This is a genomic window from Cohnella sp. WQ 127256, from assembly GCF_024519285.1.
In the GTDB taxonomy this organism is placed as follows: Bacteria; Bacillota; Bacilli; order Paenibacillales; family Paenibacillaceae; genus Cohnella.
Window position 1 is genome coordinate 24918 of sequence record NZ_JAMZCY010000011.1, and the last position, 19273, is coordinate 44190.

12 protein-coding genes are annotated in these 19273 nt (G+C 46.3%); 3 read left to right on the forward strand and 9 right to left on the reverse strand.

What is annotated here, in order from left to right; genetic code table 11:
* Positions 1 to 8: 8 nt before the first annotated feature.
* The 4 genes from M1K58_RS26280 to M1K58_RS26295 form a co-directional block, all read right to left on the reverse strand.
* The gene (locus M1K58_RS26280; protein WP_256761865.1) at positions 9 to 1010 is read right to left on the reverse strand and encodes a proline racemase family protein; all 1002 of its coding nucleotides are present in this window, start codon (positions 1008 to 1010) and stop codon (positions 9 to 11) included.
* Positions 1007 to 2203, reverse strand: coding sequence for an NAD(P)/FAD-dependent oxidoreductase (locus M1K58_RS26285; protein ID WP_256761866.1), 1197 nt, complete (start codon positions 2201 to 2203; stop codon positions 1007 to 1009). The genes M1K58_RS26280 and M1K58_RS26285 overlap by 4 nt, the downstream gene beginning before the upstream one ends.
* Positions 2204 to 2225: 22 nt before the next feature.
* Entirely contained in the window at positions 2226 to 3296 is a 1071-nt protein-coding gene (locus M1K58_RS26290) for a M24 family metallopeptidase (RefSeq protein WP_256761867.1), read from the reverse strand.
* A 123-nt stretch (positions 3297 to 3419) separates the two neighbouring features.
* Entirely contained in the window at positions 3420 to 5375 is a 1956-nt protein-coding gene (locus M1K58_RS26295) for a glycoside hydrolase family 127 protein (RefSeq protein WP_256761868.1), read from the reverse strand.
* Positions 5376 to 5535: 160 nt separating this feature from the next.
* Here M1K58_RS26295 and M1K58_RS26300 point away from each other — a divergent pair, with 160 nt between their 5' ends.
* Positions 5536 to 6429: an AraC family transcriptional regulator gene (locus M1K58_RS26300; protein ID WP_256761869.1), complete on the forward strand. Its 894-nt coding sequence runs from the start codon at positions 5536 to 5538 to the stop codon at positions 6427 to 6429.
* 154 nt (positions 6430 to 6583) lie between these two features.
* Here M1K58_RS26300 and M1K58_RS26305 read toward each other — a convergent pair whose 3' ends face one another.
* The 4 genes from M1K58_RS26305 to M1K58_RS26320 all read right to left on the reverse strand — a co-directional run bounded on the left by M1K58_RS26305 (position 6584) and on the right by M1K58_RS26320 (position 14820).
* A complete protein-coding gene (locus M1K58_RS26305; RefSeq protein WP_256761870.1) occupies positions 6584 to 11494 on the reverse strand; it encodes a discoidin domain-containing protein in 4911 nt (1636 codons plus the stop codon).
* A 119-nt stretch (positions 11495 to 11613) separates the two neighbouring features.
* The gene (locus M1K58_RS26310) at positions 11614 to 12447 is read right to left on the reverse strand and encodes a carbohydrate ABC transporter permease (RefSeq protein ID WP_256761871.1); all 834 of its coding nucleotides are present in this window, start codon (positions 12445 to 12447) and stop codon (positions 11614 to 11616) included.
* Between the two features lie 17 nt (positions 12448 to 12464).
* On the reverse strand, positions 12465 to 13349 hold the full coding sequence (locus M1K58_RS26315; RefSeq protein WP_256761872.1) for a carbohydrate ABC transporter permease: 885 nt from the start codon (positions 13347 to 13349) through the stop codon (positions 12465 to 12467).
* 106 nt (positions 13350 to 13455) lie between these two features.
* Positions 13456 to 14820 carry an ABC transporter substrate-binding protein gene (locus M1K58_RS26320; protein WP_256761873.1) on the reverse strand — a complete coding sequence of 455 codons (1365 nt, stop codon included), beginning with the start codon at positions 14818 to 14820 and terminating at the stop codon, positions 13456 to 13458.
* Positions 14821 to 15029: 209 nt separating this feature from the next.
* Here M1K58_RS26320 and M1K58_RS26325 point away from each other — a divergent pair, with 209 nt between their 5' ends.
* Positions 15030 to 16847, forward strand: a complete 1818-nt coding sequence (locus M1K58_RS26325; RefSeq protein ID WP_256761874.1) for a sensor histidine kinase — start codon at positions 15030 to 15032, stop codon at positions 16845 to 16847.
* Entirely contained in the window at positions 16837 to 18462 is a 1626-nt protein-coding gene (locus M1K58_RS26330; protein ID WP_256761875.1) for a response regulator transcription factor, read from the forward strand. The genes M1K58_RS26325 and M1K58_RS26330 overlap by 11 nt, the downstream gene beginning before the upstream one ends.
* On the opposite strand, the gene M1K58_RS26335 is transcribed toward M1K58_RS26330, so the two are convergent.
* Entirely contained in the window at positions 18422 to 19258 is an 837-nt protein-coding gene (locus M1K58_RS26335) for an MBL fold metallo-hydrolase (protein ID WP_256761876.1), read from the reverse strand. The genes M1K58_RS26330 and M1K58_RS26335 overlap by 41 nt on opposite strands.
* Positions 19259 to 19273 lie beyond the last annotated feature (15 nt).

The following is a 19273-nucleotide window of genomic DNA, read 5'->3' on the forward strand; positions in this document are numbered from 1 at the left end:
CACCCGTGTCATAGTAGGAAAAATCCGTCGTTCAGTGCGTCCTTTTCACGAAAGACGAACTGATGGAACCCGGTTACCCAAGCGGAACCGGATATCTGCGCGACAACGGCTGGCAAGCCGCCTACCTGGGATTCCTCCAAAACTTTTGCATAGAACATCGAACCCACAATGCTTTCATGGACGAACTCCTCGTTCATCGCCAGCTCCCCTTTGGCATATAAAGTAGCAACCTTAGCCGATGTGCCAGTGCCGCAAGGAGAACGGTCAATACCGCCAGGGGGTACAACAACTGTGTTCCGACAGTGTGCCAACGGAGAAACTGGATCACTGTAGAATTCGATGTGCGTCAAGCCGCGGATGACTGGAATTTCCGGATGTACCACTTCGACTTGAGCATTAACAGCATCACGAATTTGAATGGCGAGTCGGATAATATCTGAAGCTCTATTCGGCATCAAAGGTAAATTCAATGCTCGAGCGTCAATCAAGCCGTAGAAATTGCCCCCATAAGCAATGTCGAGCGTTACCTCACCTAAACCCTCAACTTGAACCGTAACGTCCCTCCGGTACAAAAACGAAGGAATGTTCGTAAATGTAACCTGCTTCACTTTACCGTTCTCAATATCTAGCTTCGCTTCCACGAGACCGGCAGGAGTATCAAGACGTAGCACGTTTTTGTCTACAGGATAGATTCCTCCTTCGATGAGTGCCGTGCAAACGCCAATCGTATCGTGTCCACACATCGGCAAGTAACCGCCTGTTTCAATAAAGACGACGCCGATATCGGCTGTCGGATCGCAGGGATCTGTAAGGATACAACCAGACATCACCTCATGCCCGCGAGGCTCAAACATTAAAGCCCGTCGGAAATCGTCGTGTTGCTCCGACATGTATACCATTTTCTCCGTCATTGTATTTCCGAATAAAGTCGGTGCGCCGCTTGTTACTGTTCGAGTCGGATTGCCGCCCGTATGAGTATCAATCGTCGTCACCATTTTGGAAAGCTTCAAATGACCACCTCCTGATGGGTGTGCCCGCTGTGGAAACGATCATATCGTAAAGGCTCAATTGGGATACACGTTGACGCACCGCTCAGCATTTCACTGATCACTTTGCCCGTGACGGCAGCAAGACTAATCCCATCACCTTCATGACCCGCGGCGACATACAGCCCAGGAATTTCGTCAATCTGCGAAACAATTGGCAAATGATCTGGTGTCCAAGGCCGCAAGCCGGCATACGAGCGTAGCATTGGAATGTGCTCAATGACTGGGAAGAAGCGAATCGCACGTTCAGCGATCAACCGGATAACGTGCTGATCGACGCGTGCATCCATGCCGACGAATTGGCGACTAGACCCGATAAGAAAGTTTTGTGAAGCCGTTGGTTCAAAGACGAGCGCAATACCGTATTTCTCAAACTCTGGATCTACTTTTCTTTGGCCTCCGAACTTACTAATTAAATATCCGAATTCCATCACTTTCCGCTTCCCGATATTGTTCGTCCGCGATGCAACGAGAATATGTCCTTTGCGCGGCTCGATCGGAATGTCTATGCCAACCATTTGCCCGATTACCTTAGACCATACGCCCGCTGCATTAATGACGATGTTCGTCTTAATCGTGCCGTTCGAGGTTTCCACGCCCCGTATTTTCCGTTGCTCATCCAGCAAGATTGCCGTGACCGGAGTATTCGTCAGAATACGCGCACCCAACCGGCGCGCCGTAGCTGCAAGGGAATAAGTAAGCAATACAGGATTTACTGTAGAATCTGTGGCGCATTCCAAGCCACCAAGCAAATCATCAGCCATGTAAGGCCATTCATCGCGAAGCTCTTGGCGATCAAGCATACGGAAGGGAAGACCTGCTTCCTTCTGACGGTTAACCCACCGCTCCGCCGCAATCATCTCTTCGTCGCTCTCGCAAACAAGGATGCTACCCGGTGCACGGTACTCGAATTCCTCGTCCAGCTCATGCACCATTTCGGCGATTAGATCTTGTGATTTCAAAGACATTTGACTATCGAAGCCGGGATCCTTATCAATTGCCAGGATGTTGCCATCGCATTTCGACGATGTTCCTCCAGCGACCTCACCCCGCTCTACAACAACAACGTCCATCCCAAGCTTTGCCGTGTAATAGGCGATAGCCATACCGATAATGCCTCCGCCAATAATGACAACCTCAGCCGTATCAGACTTCATCGTTTAACCCACTTCTTTCCCATTACAGAACGATAAGTTCTTTGTTCGACTTCGTTAGTACTTCGATGCCTGTCTCGGTTACGACGATGTCATCTTCGATCCGCACGCCTCCGAAGCCTGGAATATATATGCCTGGCTCAACTGTGATCACCATGCCCGGTTGTAGAATATCATTGCTTTGCTGCGAGAACCTCATAGCCTCATGAATTTCAAGCCCAAACGCATGTCCCAGACCATGTCCGAAATTTTCCCCATAGCCATAGCCCGCGATAATATCTCTAGCAAGAGAATCTCCCGCTTTGCCTGTCATCCCTGGCTTCAACCCAGATAGTGTTGTACGATTGGCTTCCAGTACGATTCTGTAAAGCTCCTTATGCTTATCCGTCGGCGTACCGATGAACACCGTGCGGGTTAAATCGGAGCAATACCCTTCGTAGCTCGCACCAAAGTCAAGCGTTACGAATTCATTAACCGCTAGCAGCTTGTCACTTGCTAGTCCGTGAGGCAATGCCGAGCGTTCACCCGATGCTACGATCGTTGCATAAGCTGAGCTAGGTGCTCCATTTTTACGCATTATATATTCAAGCTCTGCTGAAACATCTCGCTCGGAAATACCCGGCTTCATGATGCCTAGAATGTGCTCGAATGCTAATTCCGTTATTTCGACCGCTTTGCGGATAAAGCCTAATTCCTTCTCATCCTTAATTCCGCGCAGTGCTTCAACTATATTCTCAGTTGGGACGAGCTCGATACCGGGAAACTGTTCTTGGTAAGCCGCATGCGCTGCAAATGTGACATAGTTCTTCTCGAAGCCAAGCTTCTTCACGCCAAGGGATTGTATCGCTTCGAAGATCGATTCCGTAGGCTTAATCGCATGTAGAACAATTTCATACGCCTTTGCTTGCTCGGCAGCTTGACTGGTGTAGCGAAAATCGGTGAATAGCAATGCTTTTTCCTTCGTAATAAGGACATATCCAGACGTTCCTGTGAACCCTGTTAAATACCTACGGTTAAAAGCACTAGTAATAAATAATGCATCCAATCCACACTCATGAAGTTGCTCCCGCACGCGGTTAAGACGTAAAGTTTCCATCGAAATCAGCCTTCCTCTCTTAAGTTGAACTCGCCTGAACTCTACTGACTTTACTGTTATATGTTTCCTTTTAGTAAACATGTTTTATTTTAATTCAACTATGTTGAATTGTCAATTCATGGTTTAACCGCGATCCTCATGCAACCAGACTAGCATTTCACCAGGCTCCCGGTTCGCCCAAGCATAGTATGGGATTGCCTTTACTTGAACCGGAGTGCTCGAATAAGGAACGGTTGAGTATAAGCTATCTTCATCGTATGAAGCTTTATCCGTGCGCCATGCGTTACCCCTCAGAAAAACGATTCCATCAAGTAGCCCATCTTCATGGTGCACCACGAATTCACCAGAACCGGATACGCGAATATCACGTAGGTTATCGCCGTTATCCGTTTCTTCCAAGCAAAAGACGATCGGGCCCCGCTGCAAGGCCAGCTTACCGATATTCTCACGCACCTTCGGATTAGACCGCACCTTCTCCACCGTCATCGGCAATACGAGCTCGATCCGGTCGCCACTCGCCCATACGCGTTTTAACTTTGCGTAGCCTTTGGAAGTGATTGAAGTTAATTCAACAGCTTCGCCGTTGACCTTCAGAGATGCCTCCTTGCACCATCCCGGTAAACGAAGAGCTAGCGTAAATTCGGCCGATTGTTCTTGTTCCATAGCAACCGTAAATGAAATATTGCCATCCCATGGGTAATTGGATTGCTGGGTCAATTGCACTTGATGACCATCGATTGTTTGATGAGCTTGACCCCCGATGTACAAATGAACGAACCATTCTCGGTCATTCTCGTTATAGGAATAAATGTATTGCCCGAGAGATGCAATTAAGCGGGCAATGTTCGGAGGACAGCACGCGCAGCCGAACCACGCTTGTCTCGTTCTAGCTACTGAGCGCAAATCATCACGAATGTCGCAGGCGGCTGGCCAAACCTCAAGCGGGTTGACGTAAAAGTAGCCTTTGCCATCCAACGATATGCCGCTCAATATTCCGTTATACAGCACACGCTCCATTACATCCGCGTATTCTCGATCCGCTTCGATTTGTAGCAAACGACTTGCCAAGAACATAAGGCTGATCGAAGCACACGTTTCCGTATAAGCCCTGTCATTCGGCAAATCGTAATCTATCGTGAACGATTCCCAGTTTTCGTTGGAACCGACACCACCGGTAATGTACATTCTCTTGCGAGTCACATTTCTCCATAGCTCTTTGCAAACCTCCAGCAGCTCGCGATCGTTATATTCCACAGCGAGATCAACCGCACCACTGAACAAATACAACGCACGAACAGCATGACCTTCAGCTGTCTTCTGCTCTCGCACTGGCAAATGCGCTTGGAAATAGTCGGCCTTCCTTCTCGCTACTCGATGTTCTGTCCGTTGGGATTCTTCAATATCAAAGAAGTACGGCTCTTGACCACGTTCCTCCACAAAAAAACGACTCAGCTCCAAGTAAAGGGTATTGCCAGTGACACGGTACAGCCTGACGAGCGCAAGCTCAATTTCCGGATGCCCATCATAACCGCGGATCTGCCCGGGCTCCTTGCCAAATACGTCAACCATATGGTCGGCGTAACGACTCATGATGTCGACCATTTTCCGTTTGCCAGTCGCCTCATAATAGGCGACAGCCGCTTCAATCAGATGTCCTGCACAATAGAGCTCATGGTCGTCGCGCAGATTTGTCCACTTTTTCCCAGGCTTTGCTACTGTGAAATAGGTGTTCAAATAGCCATCGGATTGCTGCGCACGCTCCAGCAAATCGATCACGCCGTCCGCAATTGCTTCAAGCTTCTCGTCACGCTTACCGGACAAAGCGTAGCCAACGGCCTCTAGCCATTTCGCCAAGTCGCTATCTTGAAATACCATCCCGTAATAATCCGCTTTCAGTTCACCGGAAGCGATCCGGAAATTCTCTATGGTGTGGCTCGGCTCTGCGCCAGGGATCGTATCGTTTAATGCTTCCCATTGGTAGGGAATGACCGTTTCGCGGACGAGCTGTTGTCGCTTAGCCCAGAAGGAATCCTCTATCGTTACATTATTAATTGGAACCGCATTCATATGCTTGATCATTGTCCCTTCCTCCTCAAGTCATCTCTTAGATTGTCTCTTATAATATCATCGGTTCATTGGCGTTGTCGGTAGTCCAAATACAACATTAGGTGGACTAAACTGACTTTTGAGATTACAGTAGACGATAGCGATGGATAATAGAGGTTGGGAGAGATCTCGCATGCAATTGTTGAAAACAAACGTAACCTTGCCCCTTGAATTTCTATCCGCAGGACAATTCGTAACAGATGTACCCTGGACGCATTCCCATAGAACGATCGATAGCTTCGAGCTGATTATCGGTGTGAAGGGAACGTTGTACATGCAGCAGGAGGATGAGAAATTCGAGGTTGGTCCGGGTGATGTTCTTCTCCTCCTCCCAAACCGCACTCATCAGGGATATGCCGCAAGCAGCAAGAACAGCTCGTTTTATTGGCTCCACTTTCTTTGTCAGGATCCTTACCTTATTGCTGACGATCAAGAAATCCGTGAAGAAATGTACATGCTGAATTCCAATCCAGAATCACACCGCATTAACACGGTTATCTATATCCCCTTATTCTCCACGCCATCTGGAATTGAACGATTAAGTATTTTGTTCCATCAGCTGCTTCATATCGCGAATTCCGATTATTCTAGCCGATTAGCTGCAGGATATATGACCACTTCACTTCTGCTAGAGCTATCGCAACAAACGATAGCCGGTCTTCGCACGACATTAGAGCAGACGCCATCTGACAACAACTTGGTGAACATCCTGGAGTGGGTACGCATCCATGCTACTGAACCGATTAGTGTATCGGCACTTGCAGATAAGTTCAGCTACAACAAAGATTATTTATCGAGGTTTTTCAGGAAAAAGACAGGGATGAATTTGCAGGAGTACATCCATGCCTTAAAGCTAGCTAAAGCGAAGGATATGCTCGTGCAAACTCGGCTAAGTGTTAAAGAAATTGCCTATGCGGTAGGCATCGCGGATGAGAAGTACTTTATGCGCTTATTTAAAAAGTGCGAAAAAATAACGCCTACGGAATTCCGCAAGGCGTATTATATGACGCATATGAACAAGCAGTAGGAAGCAAAAAGAGCACAAGAAATCATTAAAAAACACAGAAACCCTTATTAACTAAGGATTTCTGTGTTATTGAATTATGTGTTATCGGAGGGAGTTGAGTTCTCATGACCACCTCTGATTAGAACTTCTGTTATAGTGCCTCTCCCAAATCAATTCACTTCAGACTTGTGAGTAAGTTATAGATCGCTTGCGCAGTTTCCGCTCTGATCGCATCAGACTGTGGTGCAAATACGGTGGCCGACTGTCCTTTCATCAATCCAAGATCGATTGCTGAGTTCACTCCGGCTTTTGCCCAAGTCGATACTTGCTCCTGATCGTTCAGATCAGCCAGGTTATCCCCCGTTGGAGACTTCACTCCATTGACGTATTCATAAGCTCGAACAAGTAGGATAGCCATTTGCTCTCGGGTGATCTGTTCATTCGGTTCGAATAGGGTATCCGACATCCCCGTAATCAGCCCAGCTTCGAAAGCAGCAGTAATATCCAGCGCATACCAAGCGGATGCATTTACATCTGTAAATTGTGTGCTCGTTTTAGTCGCCTTCAATCCAAGTGCCTTCACCAGCATCGATACAAATTCCACACGTGTCGTTTTTCCGTTCGGATTAAACTCCGTTGCTGATACTCCCGAGACGATATGCTTTGCAGCCAGCACCTTCAGTGTGTGGTTCACCCAATGCGTGGCAGGTACATCCGCAAATGCCTTGTTGAGTTCCAGCACTGCGTATTTACTGAAGTGTGGTACATGGGTAGTAATCGTTTGTTTATCGGGATTGACCTTACCCCCAACATACTGCCAAGCTTTCGATGCTTCATCATAGACGTAGATGCCGATCAGATCTTTATCCGTACGGGTGCCGTCGTAAGGTAACACGACTAGAACAGGTTCAGAGAATGTGCTTAATTTCGTCTCCTTACCGTCCTTATCTACAAGTACCAAATCAAGATTGTAGCTCTGACCACTTAGCTTAAGGTTCGAGCCGTCCAGCCCCGTTACTCCGTTCGTACCCGCTACGATCCTTACAACAATTTTCGAATCCCCTGCATTTCCTTGCACTTTACCTGCCAATTCCTGAAGAACCTTCGATGGGATAAGGATCGATATGCCCGCGGATGTCACTTGCACAGAACTGCTCACTTTTTGTGCAAGATCAACCGGAATGACCGCTTCCGTCTTCCCTTTGTCTAAGGCCACTACTGCTGTGCCGCCTTGAATCTTATTCAGTTCAGCGGCTGTAACTGATTGTTGATTTGCATCGATCGACTTATTTGGTGTCGGTGGTGAATAGCCTCCACCCCCACCACAGCCCGAAGTACAGCCACTACTTACCTGTCCACTGATGGTAATTGTCGCTTCACTCGTAATACCAGAACCGTCATTGGCTGTCGCGACAACCTTGACGCTTCCATTCTTCGCAGCAGTTAACAGTCCATTAATTTTGATCGTTGCCAAGTCCGTCATAGTTCCCTCTACATTATAAACTGACCATGTTATCTCTTTATTACTGGCATTCTCAGGTAGTACTGCCGCTGACATTTGTAGCGTACCACCCTTGCTTGTAATCACATTCGCGCCATTCGCTCCGGTAACAGAGATGCCAGTCACTAGTATAGGATCAGGAATAATATCTTCTTGACCGCTAATCGTGATCATAGCACTTCCCTTCACGCCAGAGCCGTCTGAAGCTGTAGCTACGACCTTCACCGTTCCGTTATTAACTGAGGTTAGTAGACCTGCTTGTGTTATGGACGCCTTATCCGTCACAGTATCATCTGTATTGAGAACCGACCAAGTTACCGAAGGATCATCTGCATATTCCGGTAGCACCACTGCATTCATTTGCAGCGTGCCGCCTTTGCTTGTAATCACGCTCGCACCTTCGTCTCCAGTAACCGTAATGCTTGTCACGAGATCCTCTTGACCGCTAATCTCGATCATAGCACTTCCGGTCACGAGAGAGCCGTCCTCCGCCATGGCTACGACTTTCACTGTTCCATTATCGAGTGAGGCAAGCATACCGGTTTGAGTAATGAATGCCTTATCAGTCACAGTATCATCCGTGTTGTAAACCGCCCAGGTTACCGAAGGATCATCCGCGTACGCCGGTAACACCAATGCATTCATTTGCAATGTGTCGCCTTTGCTCGTAATTGTACTAGCACCGTCCGCCCCGGTGACAGAGATGCTATTCACGGCTACAGGCTGGGTACCATCTCTGTACACATAGATTTCATGTACAGACCACCAGCCACTATTCGTACCCGTTTGCACGATTTTGATGTAACGAGCTGATTGTTCCGCTACGTCTGAGAGAATAACCGGGCCAGTGGCGGCCCTATTGACGATAGCGTCACCCCAATTGAGCCCATCATCCGAGACGTAGATTTCAAAGCTCCTTGAATAGTCGTTATTACTGCCTGTTGAATCAATTAGAATCTTGTTAAAGATTTGCTCGCTCTTCATATCAATCGTGATCGATTGACCCGGTACCATCGATTTACCTGCAGACCAACGAGTAGATAGACTTCCATCAAACAAGTTTGCAGGATTGTCGTTTACTGGGTCAGTAGTCGCCGTCCAACCATTCCGGTTCAACAGCTTTTCCGTGTCCGTAAACAAACTGAATTCGCTAACCTTCCACCAGCTGCTAGATGATTCTGTCAGTTGCACTTTGATGAATTGGCCAGTTACCATCCCCAAATCTGCAATGATTTCTGTTCCGCTCCCCGTCCCACTAGCTACTGGAGCTCCCCAGGTGGTACCGTCATCCGACACATAGATCTCATAACCACGAGCATAATCATTTCCGGGCGAATGAATTACAATTCTTCCAATGCTCTGCGCAGCCTTCAAATCCACAACAAAATTCATGCCCGGCACCATAAGCGAATCAGATGACCATTGTGTGGTTGAGTTGCCGTCAATCATATTCGCTGCATTTCCATTATTAACGCCGCTATTGTGTGAAGCAACCGCTGTCCAGCCGAAGTTGCTAAGCGCCGTCCATAGCTTCAGCGTCGTTGCACTTACGGTCTCACTATTTGCAGATTGATTGCCTGCAGAATCCTTCGCAGTAATGAAATAAGTATAGCTTTTCTCCGCATTGAGACCTGCGTCGCTATAAGTATTGAAGCCCGTAGAAGCAACCTTCTTACCGTTACGATAAATATCGTAGCCCTCCACACCAACGTTGTCCGTTGATGCACTCCAAGACAAATTAATTTGACTACCCGATACTGCCACCGCAGTTAAATCTTGCGGAATGCTCGGTGCCTGAGTGTCTCCACTGGCATAATGCGTCATCGTCCGAGTCATTGGAGAGAGCGAATAAACACTTTCCCCAGAGTCGTTCACGATATGCGTAATCCCACTTCCAGCTATCCCATTCAGAAAAACTGTAGTGATAGAGTGAAGCTTAACACCTTCCACTTTAGGCACTTCAACCGCGCTCTCCAGCTTAACCGGTCCGGCAGTAAAATTAGAATAGATGCCTAATCCCCAAGCTTCATGGGTCGTTACGTGATCTGCTACCTTATAGGCCGCATATCCGTTTACCGTTCCATTATGGCTCATATATCTATCCTGGGTCGGAGGATCGTATGGAATCTCGGACTGATAGAAATACACTCTTCCGCCATTCCCGTTCCATAAGGTTTGATACTCCTCATGATGCTCGTTAAACAAGCCGTACAGGGTGACATCATCTCCATTAACGACAAGTCCGTTTTTACTAATGTTGCTATCCCAGCCTGATCCATCTCCATGATCCGCACGCCATATCCAGAAATGGTCGCCGATCACGTTATTGCTGTTGATGATCAGACATACATCTGTCGTTCCAGCGTCCGTCCCTCCAACTCTGAAAAATAGATCGGATAGAACGATAGGGTTAGCTGAATGATCAACCTCATTTTTCCCCGTTCCAACCTCCAACAAAGAGACGGATTTAATCAATGAAGCTTCAAACATTAATCCAGCAATGCTTACCCCTTCTACATCTGCCACCTTCATTGCCACTTTCCCTGTATCTTCTTCAATCGTAGCAAGTCCGAGACCGAGGACAACCGTGTTTGGTTTAGTGATATTAATCGTATCTTCCATGTGGTAGATGCCTGGAGTGAAGATCAAGCTCTTACCCTCATTCAGTTTTTCATTAATAGTTGCTGCAGTTACACCCGGCTTCGCAATGTAAAATTCAGTAGCAACATCTCTCGAGGCACCAGGCGTTTCCGGCCAGCTTACCCCTTTCCTATCTATCTGTAACGAAGGAACAAATACCTTATAAGCACCTAATTCATCCACATAGAGATAAGGTTTTTCCTTGATTGCAGGTGCTTTCTCGATAACTGTGAAGGTGGGTGATGGAAACGAGTTAGCTGGAGGATTCTTATCACCCACTAATACCGTGTTCCACAAGGTACCATCCCATTTGGGATAATCATTATTGCGGGAGAAAAATTGTTGCTGCGATCCAGGCACAATATTAGCTTCAACTTTCGAATCGGCGATGTAGCCTCCGCTTGCCCACCCAGCATTCCAATACTGATCAAAGTCAAATAGGAGAAGTGCCTTCGATTTAATATGGGCGCGACGCATAGGAGCCGCTTGAGATACGGCATAGAAAGCATCTTCAGTCGGCTTGCCAAAGGATAGATTCTCGACTGAACGCCAGAAATTCCTAGTCGCATTACCATTATCCCATTTCGCATCTGCATTGAGCGCATTCACGAAGACATCGTCCGGATTCTTTCCTAATCCAGCTACTTGCTCGTAAAAGCCCACACGAACACTGACGTTGTTGTAGTTACCCGGTTTGAACAAAAGCGCATACCGGTTATTACCAAATTCATTTGATTCCTGCTCTGTGAATACTGAATTGACATCTGTCTGAATGTCGGCATTATTCATGGATGGGTCAAACACATACACATTGGGTCCAAATATACTACTCGTGGCTCCGCTAACCGATGTCGGTGTAGCCGCATGTGTAACTGTAGGTTGAATGGCGACCGTACTTGCTGTAATAGCAAGTATACAAATCATCGACAAAATTCTCTTAGTCATTCTCTTACCTCCCATAGACTATCGCTGGAATTCAACGATAGTATACGGTGGACTAGCAAGTGAAAACAGGCACCATTCTTTAGATTATGTGTATTGTTTTTACAATAATGTAATCGTTATCATCCTTTTACTGCACCTGCTGTAATTCCGCGAGACATTTGCTCTGTGAACATTAAATAGATAATGACGGTCGGCAGCGCAATCATGGTCATTACCGCGAATTGTGCGCCATAATTCGACGAATATTGCCCAGCAAACTTCATGATGGAGAACGGTAACGTTTTGAATTTTTCCGATGTTAGAAACGTGTTCGCCATAATAAATTCGTTCCACCAGCTGATGAAATTCATAATGCAGACAGCAGCGATTGCCGGTTTCGTAATCGGCAATAGAATTCGAAAGATAACACCGTAGATGGAACTACCATCTATAACCGCCGATTCTTCAATGCTCCTCGGAATCGTCTCCACAAAGCCGGATATAATGAGCATGCTGATCGGTAACGAAAAAGCAATGTAAGGCAAAATTAGAGACAAAGGATTATCGATTATATGTAACCAATCAAACAAAATGAAATTCGGAAGTAGCGTGGAATGAATCGGTACGATCATCCCCAACAAAATAAACGCCATCGTCGGCTTGCGTAGCTTCCATTCCATACGGGTAAGAGCATAGCTTAGCATGAGAGATAAGATTGCCGCCGCTAATATCGTTACCGTCGTAATGATCAAGCTGTTCAGCATGAAATGTGGCACTTTACCCGAAGTAAAAGCGCTATTGTAGTTTTTCCATTCAAATACAGCAGGCCATTTCAATATATTTTTACCGAAGAAATCTCCGCTTTTTAGGAACGAGTAATTGACTAACCACACAAGCGGGAAAATTTGAATGAGCGCAACAAACCATAATATGACGTGCTGGATCAACTTTAGGACTGGCGAGGTTGTCTTCATTGGATGTGTCTCCTTTATTAGAACTCACCGACGTCTTTACTGAACAGCTTGTTCATAATGACTGTGATGATGAGGCATATAATGACGAAAATAACTGAAATCGCGTTCCCATAGCCATAGAGAGAGGAGGAAAACGCTGTTTTATAAATATAATTACCAACGAACTGCGTCGTATTGGCAGGTCCGCCATTGGTCATGAGGAATATCGTCTCCATCTGCTTAAGACAAGCTGTTACAGCGATAACAACGGCTACGCGTACCATCGGAGTCAACAGTGGAATGACGACCTTCGTATACAAGGTTACACGACCCGCTCCATCTAGCTCAGCCGCTTCGTAGAGATCCTTAGGAATGCCTTGTAATCCCGCATAATAGAGCAATAACGCATAACCAAAACCTTGCCACATCACGACTACAATAATGCACCAGATGGCTAGCTTTGGATCTCCGAGCCAATCCTGCTTTAAAGCAGAGAGTCCAACACCATCCAATAGTTTATTTAACATCCCGAAATTCGGATGGAATACGCTTACCCACATTTTCGAAGTGACAACAATGGAAATAACCGCCGGTATGAAAAAAATGGTACGGAAAAACTTCTCGAACCTTCCCGCATTCGTGACTAGAATCGAGAATAAGAGTGCTATCGGGTGCTGAATGAGCAATGTTGCTGCGAGCAGCAGCAGTGCATTCCATAGCGAACGCCAGAAAACCTCATCATGAAATAATATTTTTGAGTAATTCGCCAAACCAATAAAATCATAAGAACCTACACCACGCCAATTTGTCATCCCATAATATCCGCTCATTGCGATAGGCAAGCAGATCATGACCAGAAATAAGAGTAGACTAGGAGCGACCAGCCAAAAGATGGTGATCCGACTGCTTAATAGTTTGTGCATACCTCTTCCCGCCTTATCGTTCTAGTTCTATATAAGCGGGAGCAGCCGAAATGGATTCGCCTGCTCCCTTAACCATACCTATGATTGTTCTTCGGTCAACCGTTCATTACTTCAACAGGGCTACTGCAGCATCAAGCTCCTTGAGGAAGTCCTCAGGTGAAACTTGTTTGCCGAACAGCTTCTGATGGGCTTCCATGACCTTTGTTTTGAACTCATCTGTGCCCATATCATGCATTGGAGTCCCACTGGAGGACGTTATTGATCCGAAAATATCAACCAGTTGCTTCTGAAGTGTGGATTCCTGACCTGTTAAATAATCAGTAAAGGATTGCGCAGGAGTACCTGCTCCGCCCTGCCACACTTGCTTCGCCCAATTTTCTGGCTTGAAGAAATATTTCAAGAATGCAATTGCAGCTTCAGGGTGCTTGGAATTTTTCGATACGGAATATCCGCCGCCGAACCATACTGCCACATCTGTTGCTTTTCCTTTGTCCGAAGTCGGATAGGATATTGCACCAATGTTCTTACGAACCTCTTCAGGGAAATTCTCGTCCGTAGCCATGCCTGCTTCCCAGTTACCCATAACAAACATTGCCGCTTGTCCTTGACCGAACAAGTTACGGGATGTACCATAGTCTGCAGTCAAGAAGCCGTCTGCCAATGCTTTGTTTGCTGCTAATTCTTGAAGATCCTTAGCCGCAGCTAGGAAATCCGCATCGCCTGAGAATGTGCCTTGGCCCTTCAATACGTTGTCTATCTTATTGAAATCGCCATTTTCGCGTTGTGCCGCATATTCGAACCAGATCGGCAATGACCAGCCTTCCATAGCGTTCGTCGTAATCGGATTAATGCCCTTCGCTCTTAGCTTCTTGGATACTTCAAGCAGCTCAGGAAGCGTTGTCGGTACCGACAAGCTGTTATCGTCGAATATCTTTTTATTGTAGTAAAGTACTAGGAAGTCCGCGCTTCTAGGCAAGCCGTACACTTTGCCTTCTTGCATAAAGCCGTCCATTGCACCCGGAACAAAATTATTATCAGCGAAATCACCAGCATTAAGCTCAAGAAGCATGTTATTGTCTATAAGCGGCTTAATGAAAGAGGTTTGACCCCACGATTGAATGATATCCGGAATCGCATCTGTTGAAGCGTATACTTTGATTTTCGCTTTGTAAGGCTCGTCCTGAAGGGCTTCAACCTCGATCTTAATGTTCGGGTTTTCCTTCGTATAAGCATCGATAATATCTTGTTCAACCTTACCAGCACCATTAGCACGATCCGCTAAAGCCGTGAAGAACTTCAATGTAATAGGCTCGTCAGCCGGTGTTGCTGCTTCCGTAGTCGCAGGTGCTTCCGACACCACTTCCTTGCTCGGGCTGGAGCTGCTACTACTATTGTTGTTGTTGTTGGAGCCGCAAGCAGCCAGTGTAAATACCATGATCATGGCCACAATTGATATCAGCATTCTCTTCATTGTTACCCCACCTTTTTTTTGTTTGAGCAGGATCATCCCCTGATCTGCACCCATTATAGCCCGTAACTATCCTCCATAAATATGGTGCATATTTATGAATATCTGCTTCATTTTTTGGATAATTGACAACATTCATCAATACACATGCGTTTCTTTGATATACTAAACTCTACCAAATCTAACTTATTCAACACCCACAGGTGAATACAATGAGAACTTTAATGACTCCCTATAGAAACTATTCGTTACAACGAAAATTGCTCACCTTAATTATTCCACTTCTTCTTATTACCGTCGGTATAACCGGTCTTTATTCCTATATGATTGCTTCGAAAGAGGTAGTGGACAAAATTCGTCAATCTCAGATGAATATGGCTGTGAAAACGCAGGACCAACTAGACTACTTTGCCAAAAATACGATAAGCTTCTCTAACTATATCTTTCTCAATCCGTCGGTTCAGGCAATGATGATGAACGGGGATACTCCAAAGCTACGCGATCAGGTGACCAAAACCTTACTTCCACTTATGGTGACCGGGGAGTCGATCCAGTCGTTGCTTCTCTATTCGTTCCCGAGGACTCATGTAACCGATCAACCCTTCGTTATGACGCATACTGGGATTGCAAGTGCGATCAGCTTCGAGAAATTTAAGGAAACGAAATACTATGAACGCTATAACACTGCTCCCAACCATTATTTATGGGATATGTTCAGCCCTTCAGATAATGTGCTGACTGGTGATTATCATTATAAAATTGTTCTGATAAAGCCCTACAAGGATTTCTACAACTATAAACAGACCGGGCTGATCGTAATCGGAATGGATGCTGACAGGCTTAGCCGCAACCTCTTCCACGACACGGAGGGCGCCGTTCAATTTATAATGGATGATAACGGAACCATTCTCGCAGCGACCGATTTGAGCTGGATTGGTAAGCCCATTACGCAGCTCCCGGTGTTCGCACATGCAGGCGGAGCCCATGACACTCCACCTGCTTCTGGCCTTGCTTTATTGAAGGAAAACAAAAAATTGATCGTATCCGATTCCATCTCCGCAATCACCAACTGGCATACGGTCGTCATTCAAGATCGCAGCAAACTGGTTTTAGAGCTCAACCATATCGGATCAGCAACACTAGCAATCATGCTAATCGTCAGCTTTATTGCCATCATCCTTTTCTGGCTGATCGCTCGCATCATTACGAATCCAATGAAAAAGCTTATGCTATCGATGAAAGCGCTTCAGATAGGTGACTTCACCCAACGGGTCCATTTTACAGGAAATGATGAGATTGGTCGTCTCGGGCATTTATACGACACGATGGTTGGAAGGATCAAGCTGTTAATCGACGATGTCTATGCCTCTAGCCTGAAGCAGAGAGAAGCTGAGCTTAAGGCATTGCAATCCCAAATCAATCCTCATTTCTTGTACAACACCTTAAACATGATAAACTGGAGCGCCATGCAAAAAAATGATCACGAAATATCGGAGATGGTCGTCTCACTCTCGCAGGTATTCCGACTAAGCCTGAACAGCGGAAATGATTATGTAGAGCTGGATCAAGAGATCGAGCTTGTACGGCATTACTTATTCCTGCAGAAGAAAAGATATCCAACACGGCTTCACTTCGAGATCGAGATAGAGGCCGCTTTACGGAACTTTCACATGCCGAAGCTGCTCCTCCAGCCGCTCGTCGAGAACGCGATTATCCATGCCATCGAGCCTTCCGAGGGAACAGGGAACATTCATGTGAGAGCCTATCGTGAAAATGAATGGGTCATTCTTGAGGTGTCGGATAACGGACCTGGCATACCGGAGGCACAGCTGCACTTATTGATGGATGGCCGCAAAGCACATTCCAAGCGATTACTTAGCGAATCCCGCTCCGGGATGGCACTATCCAATATTAAAGAGCGACTGACCTTGTTCTACGAGCATGCGGAATTCGATATTCAGAGCAAAGAAGGTATAGGAACAAGAGTACAAATCCGGATCAGACAAGGAGACATCACGAATGAAGCTTAAAATGATCGTCGCGGAGGATGAACAATCATTTCGCGAAGGGCTTATCGCCCTCGTCGATTGGAAGCTGTACGATATCGAAGTTACCGGAGTCGCGGAGAATGGTCGTCAGGCTCTGGAAATGATCATGAATAATCCACCTGACCTGCTTCTGACAGATATCCGAATGCCCTACATGAACGGGCTGGAGGTCATACGAAAGGCAAAGGCAGACGGGGTGACTTTTCATACAATACTGTTAACCGGCTACAACGAGTTTGAATATGCCAAAGAAGCGATCAATCTCGGAGTGTCTGACTATTTGCTCAAGCCATGCGTGCCGCAAGATATTATCCGTGTAATTCTTGATGTGAAACGGAAAATCGAGGCTTCTGCACCCAATCGACCTCTTCTCTCGGAAATGAACAGAGCTTGGAATCGGAATATTCACCATCTGAAAAATCAAATTCTTACGCAGTGGATCCAGAAGCCGCTTATGCCCCTGGAGGACCGCTCTTTGGTTATACGTGAGGTCGATCTTACCCTGCAGCCTGGACCGATTGAGATCGGGTTAATTCGGATGGATACCCATAAAAGCCATTATCCCTACTCCGAACGTGATCTAGAGCTTATCCGTTTCGCTATATTGAACATAACAAACGAATCACTTACCTCTGCTTATGACGGCAGACTCGAAGTGTTTCGCCATGGAGACGATATTCTATGGTTCGGTAATTATCCGACTACTGCTTCAGAGCATCATCCAGAGGCAATGATGAAGCAATTGAAGATTAATCTAGAATCTCATCTTAAGCTGACCATAAGCTTGTCCGTTAGTTCCATGCAACCGTCGGTAAACGATGCACATCTTGCTTATCAGCAAGCACTGAAAGCGATGGAGGAACGCTTTTACCAGGGTAATGGGGGGATTTTTTTTCATACAGAAATGAACCGACAGACCCGCCCGAGGACATCCATTATGGACGATGCCTATCTTCAACAATGGGAGAAGGAATGGTTCGTCTACTTGCAGAATGAGCAGTATGGACAAGTGGTAGACTCGATCGCGGCGGGACTCGATTACTTTAAGGAGCATCCCGAGTATTCGAGAGCCGAAATCATATTACGAGTCACAAGCCTTATTCTAGAGCTGCAAAAATTTGCGAAGGAACGCTACCCAGGCTCCATAGAATGGCAGGATGGCGTCATCAACTGGATTGAGAAAATGCCGGATATGGAGACGATAGACGAATGCTCATCGATTTTACAGAAAATCGTACAATGCATTGTAGAGGCCGCTTCCAATCACAAGGTTCTTCACCGTACGGTACACGCTACGATCGAGCTGATACGCAATAAGTACAGCACCAATCTCACTCTTGAGCTTGCCGCCAAGGAAACGTTCGTCAGCAGCTCTTACCTGAGCTCGTTATTCAAGCAAGAGCTTGGTGTGAACTTCCTCGATTATTTGCATCAATTCCGTGTCGAGCGCGCCAAAGATCTGTTGCTAGAGCGCTACAAAATATACGCCGTCGCCAAGCTTGTAGGCTATCAGGAAGAGCGCCACTTCAGCTCTACCTTCAAGAAATGGACTGGCCTTACCCCCCGGCAATACCAGAAGAGCCACATTCACGTCTAATAATGTTTATATTTTCTTTGTGACAGCCTTCGGTAAAGGGAGATAGAAAGGCATGCTCATGATAGAGCTCATCAAGAGCGATTTCATTGTTCGTCATGACCGCCTCACATAATCGGTTCAAATAATCCGATGCCATGTCCAAGCGTCTCGTCATCTCTGTCGAATCAGCAGTGGCTTGCCCATGACCGGGTATGAGCAAGTGAATCGAATGAGTTGCGAAAATACGATCCGCTTTCTCCAGAGTTTGCCGATAAGCCTTCGCACTCTGATAAATAAACGGTCGTTCAAAATCCGATAAATAATCTCCTGCAATCAAGACCCCCAGCGGCTCAACTATAGTCATCAATCCATCTTCCGTATGTCCCGGTGCGAGATAGAAAGTGATTGTTGTGTCTCCTAGACAAAGCTGCTGGCCATCCTCTTGAATCACGATATCTAGCCTCGGGAATTCAATAGGATAATTCCTAATAATATAATTTGAGTTATCGAACTCCCGGATCAGTTGAAGCTTCTTCTCTTTCTGTGGATGCTGCTTCAGTCCGACACTCCCAATTACTTTCGCATCAGGAAACGCTTGATAGCCTATGATATGATCGAAATCACCGTGAGTAAATAGAAGATACGTGTCCCGATTTCCTTTGATCGCATTTACATAATCCTTGATCGTCTCTACTTCACCCGAAAGCCAGTTCGGGTCTACGAGGAGCACCATTTCATTCGTTTGAATGATCGTCGAGGTCGTCTGATATAATGCGCTCTGGAAAACCGTTATGTTTTCGCTTTGGTATTGAATCAAGAGTAGCTCCTCCTC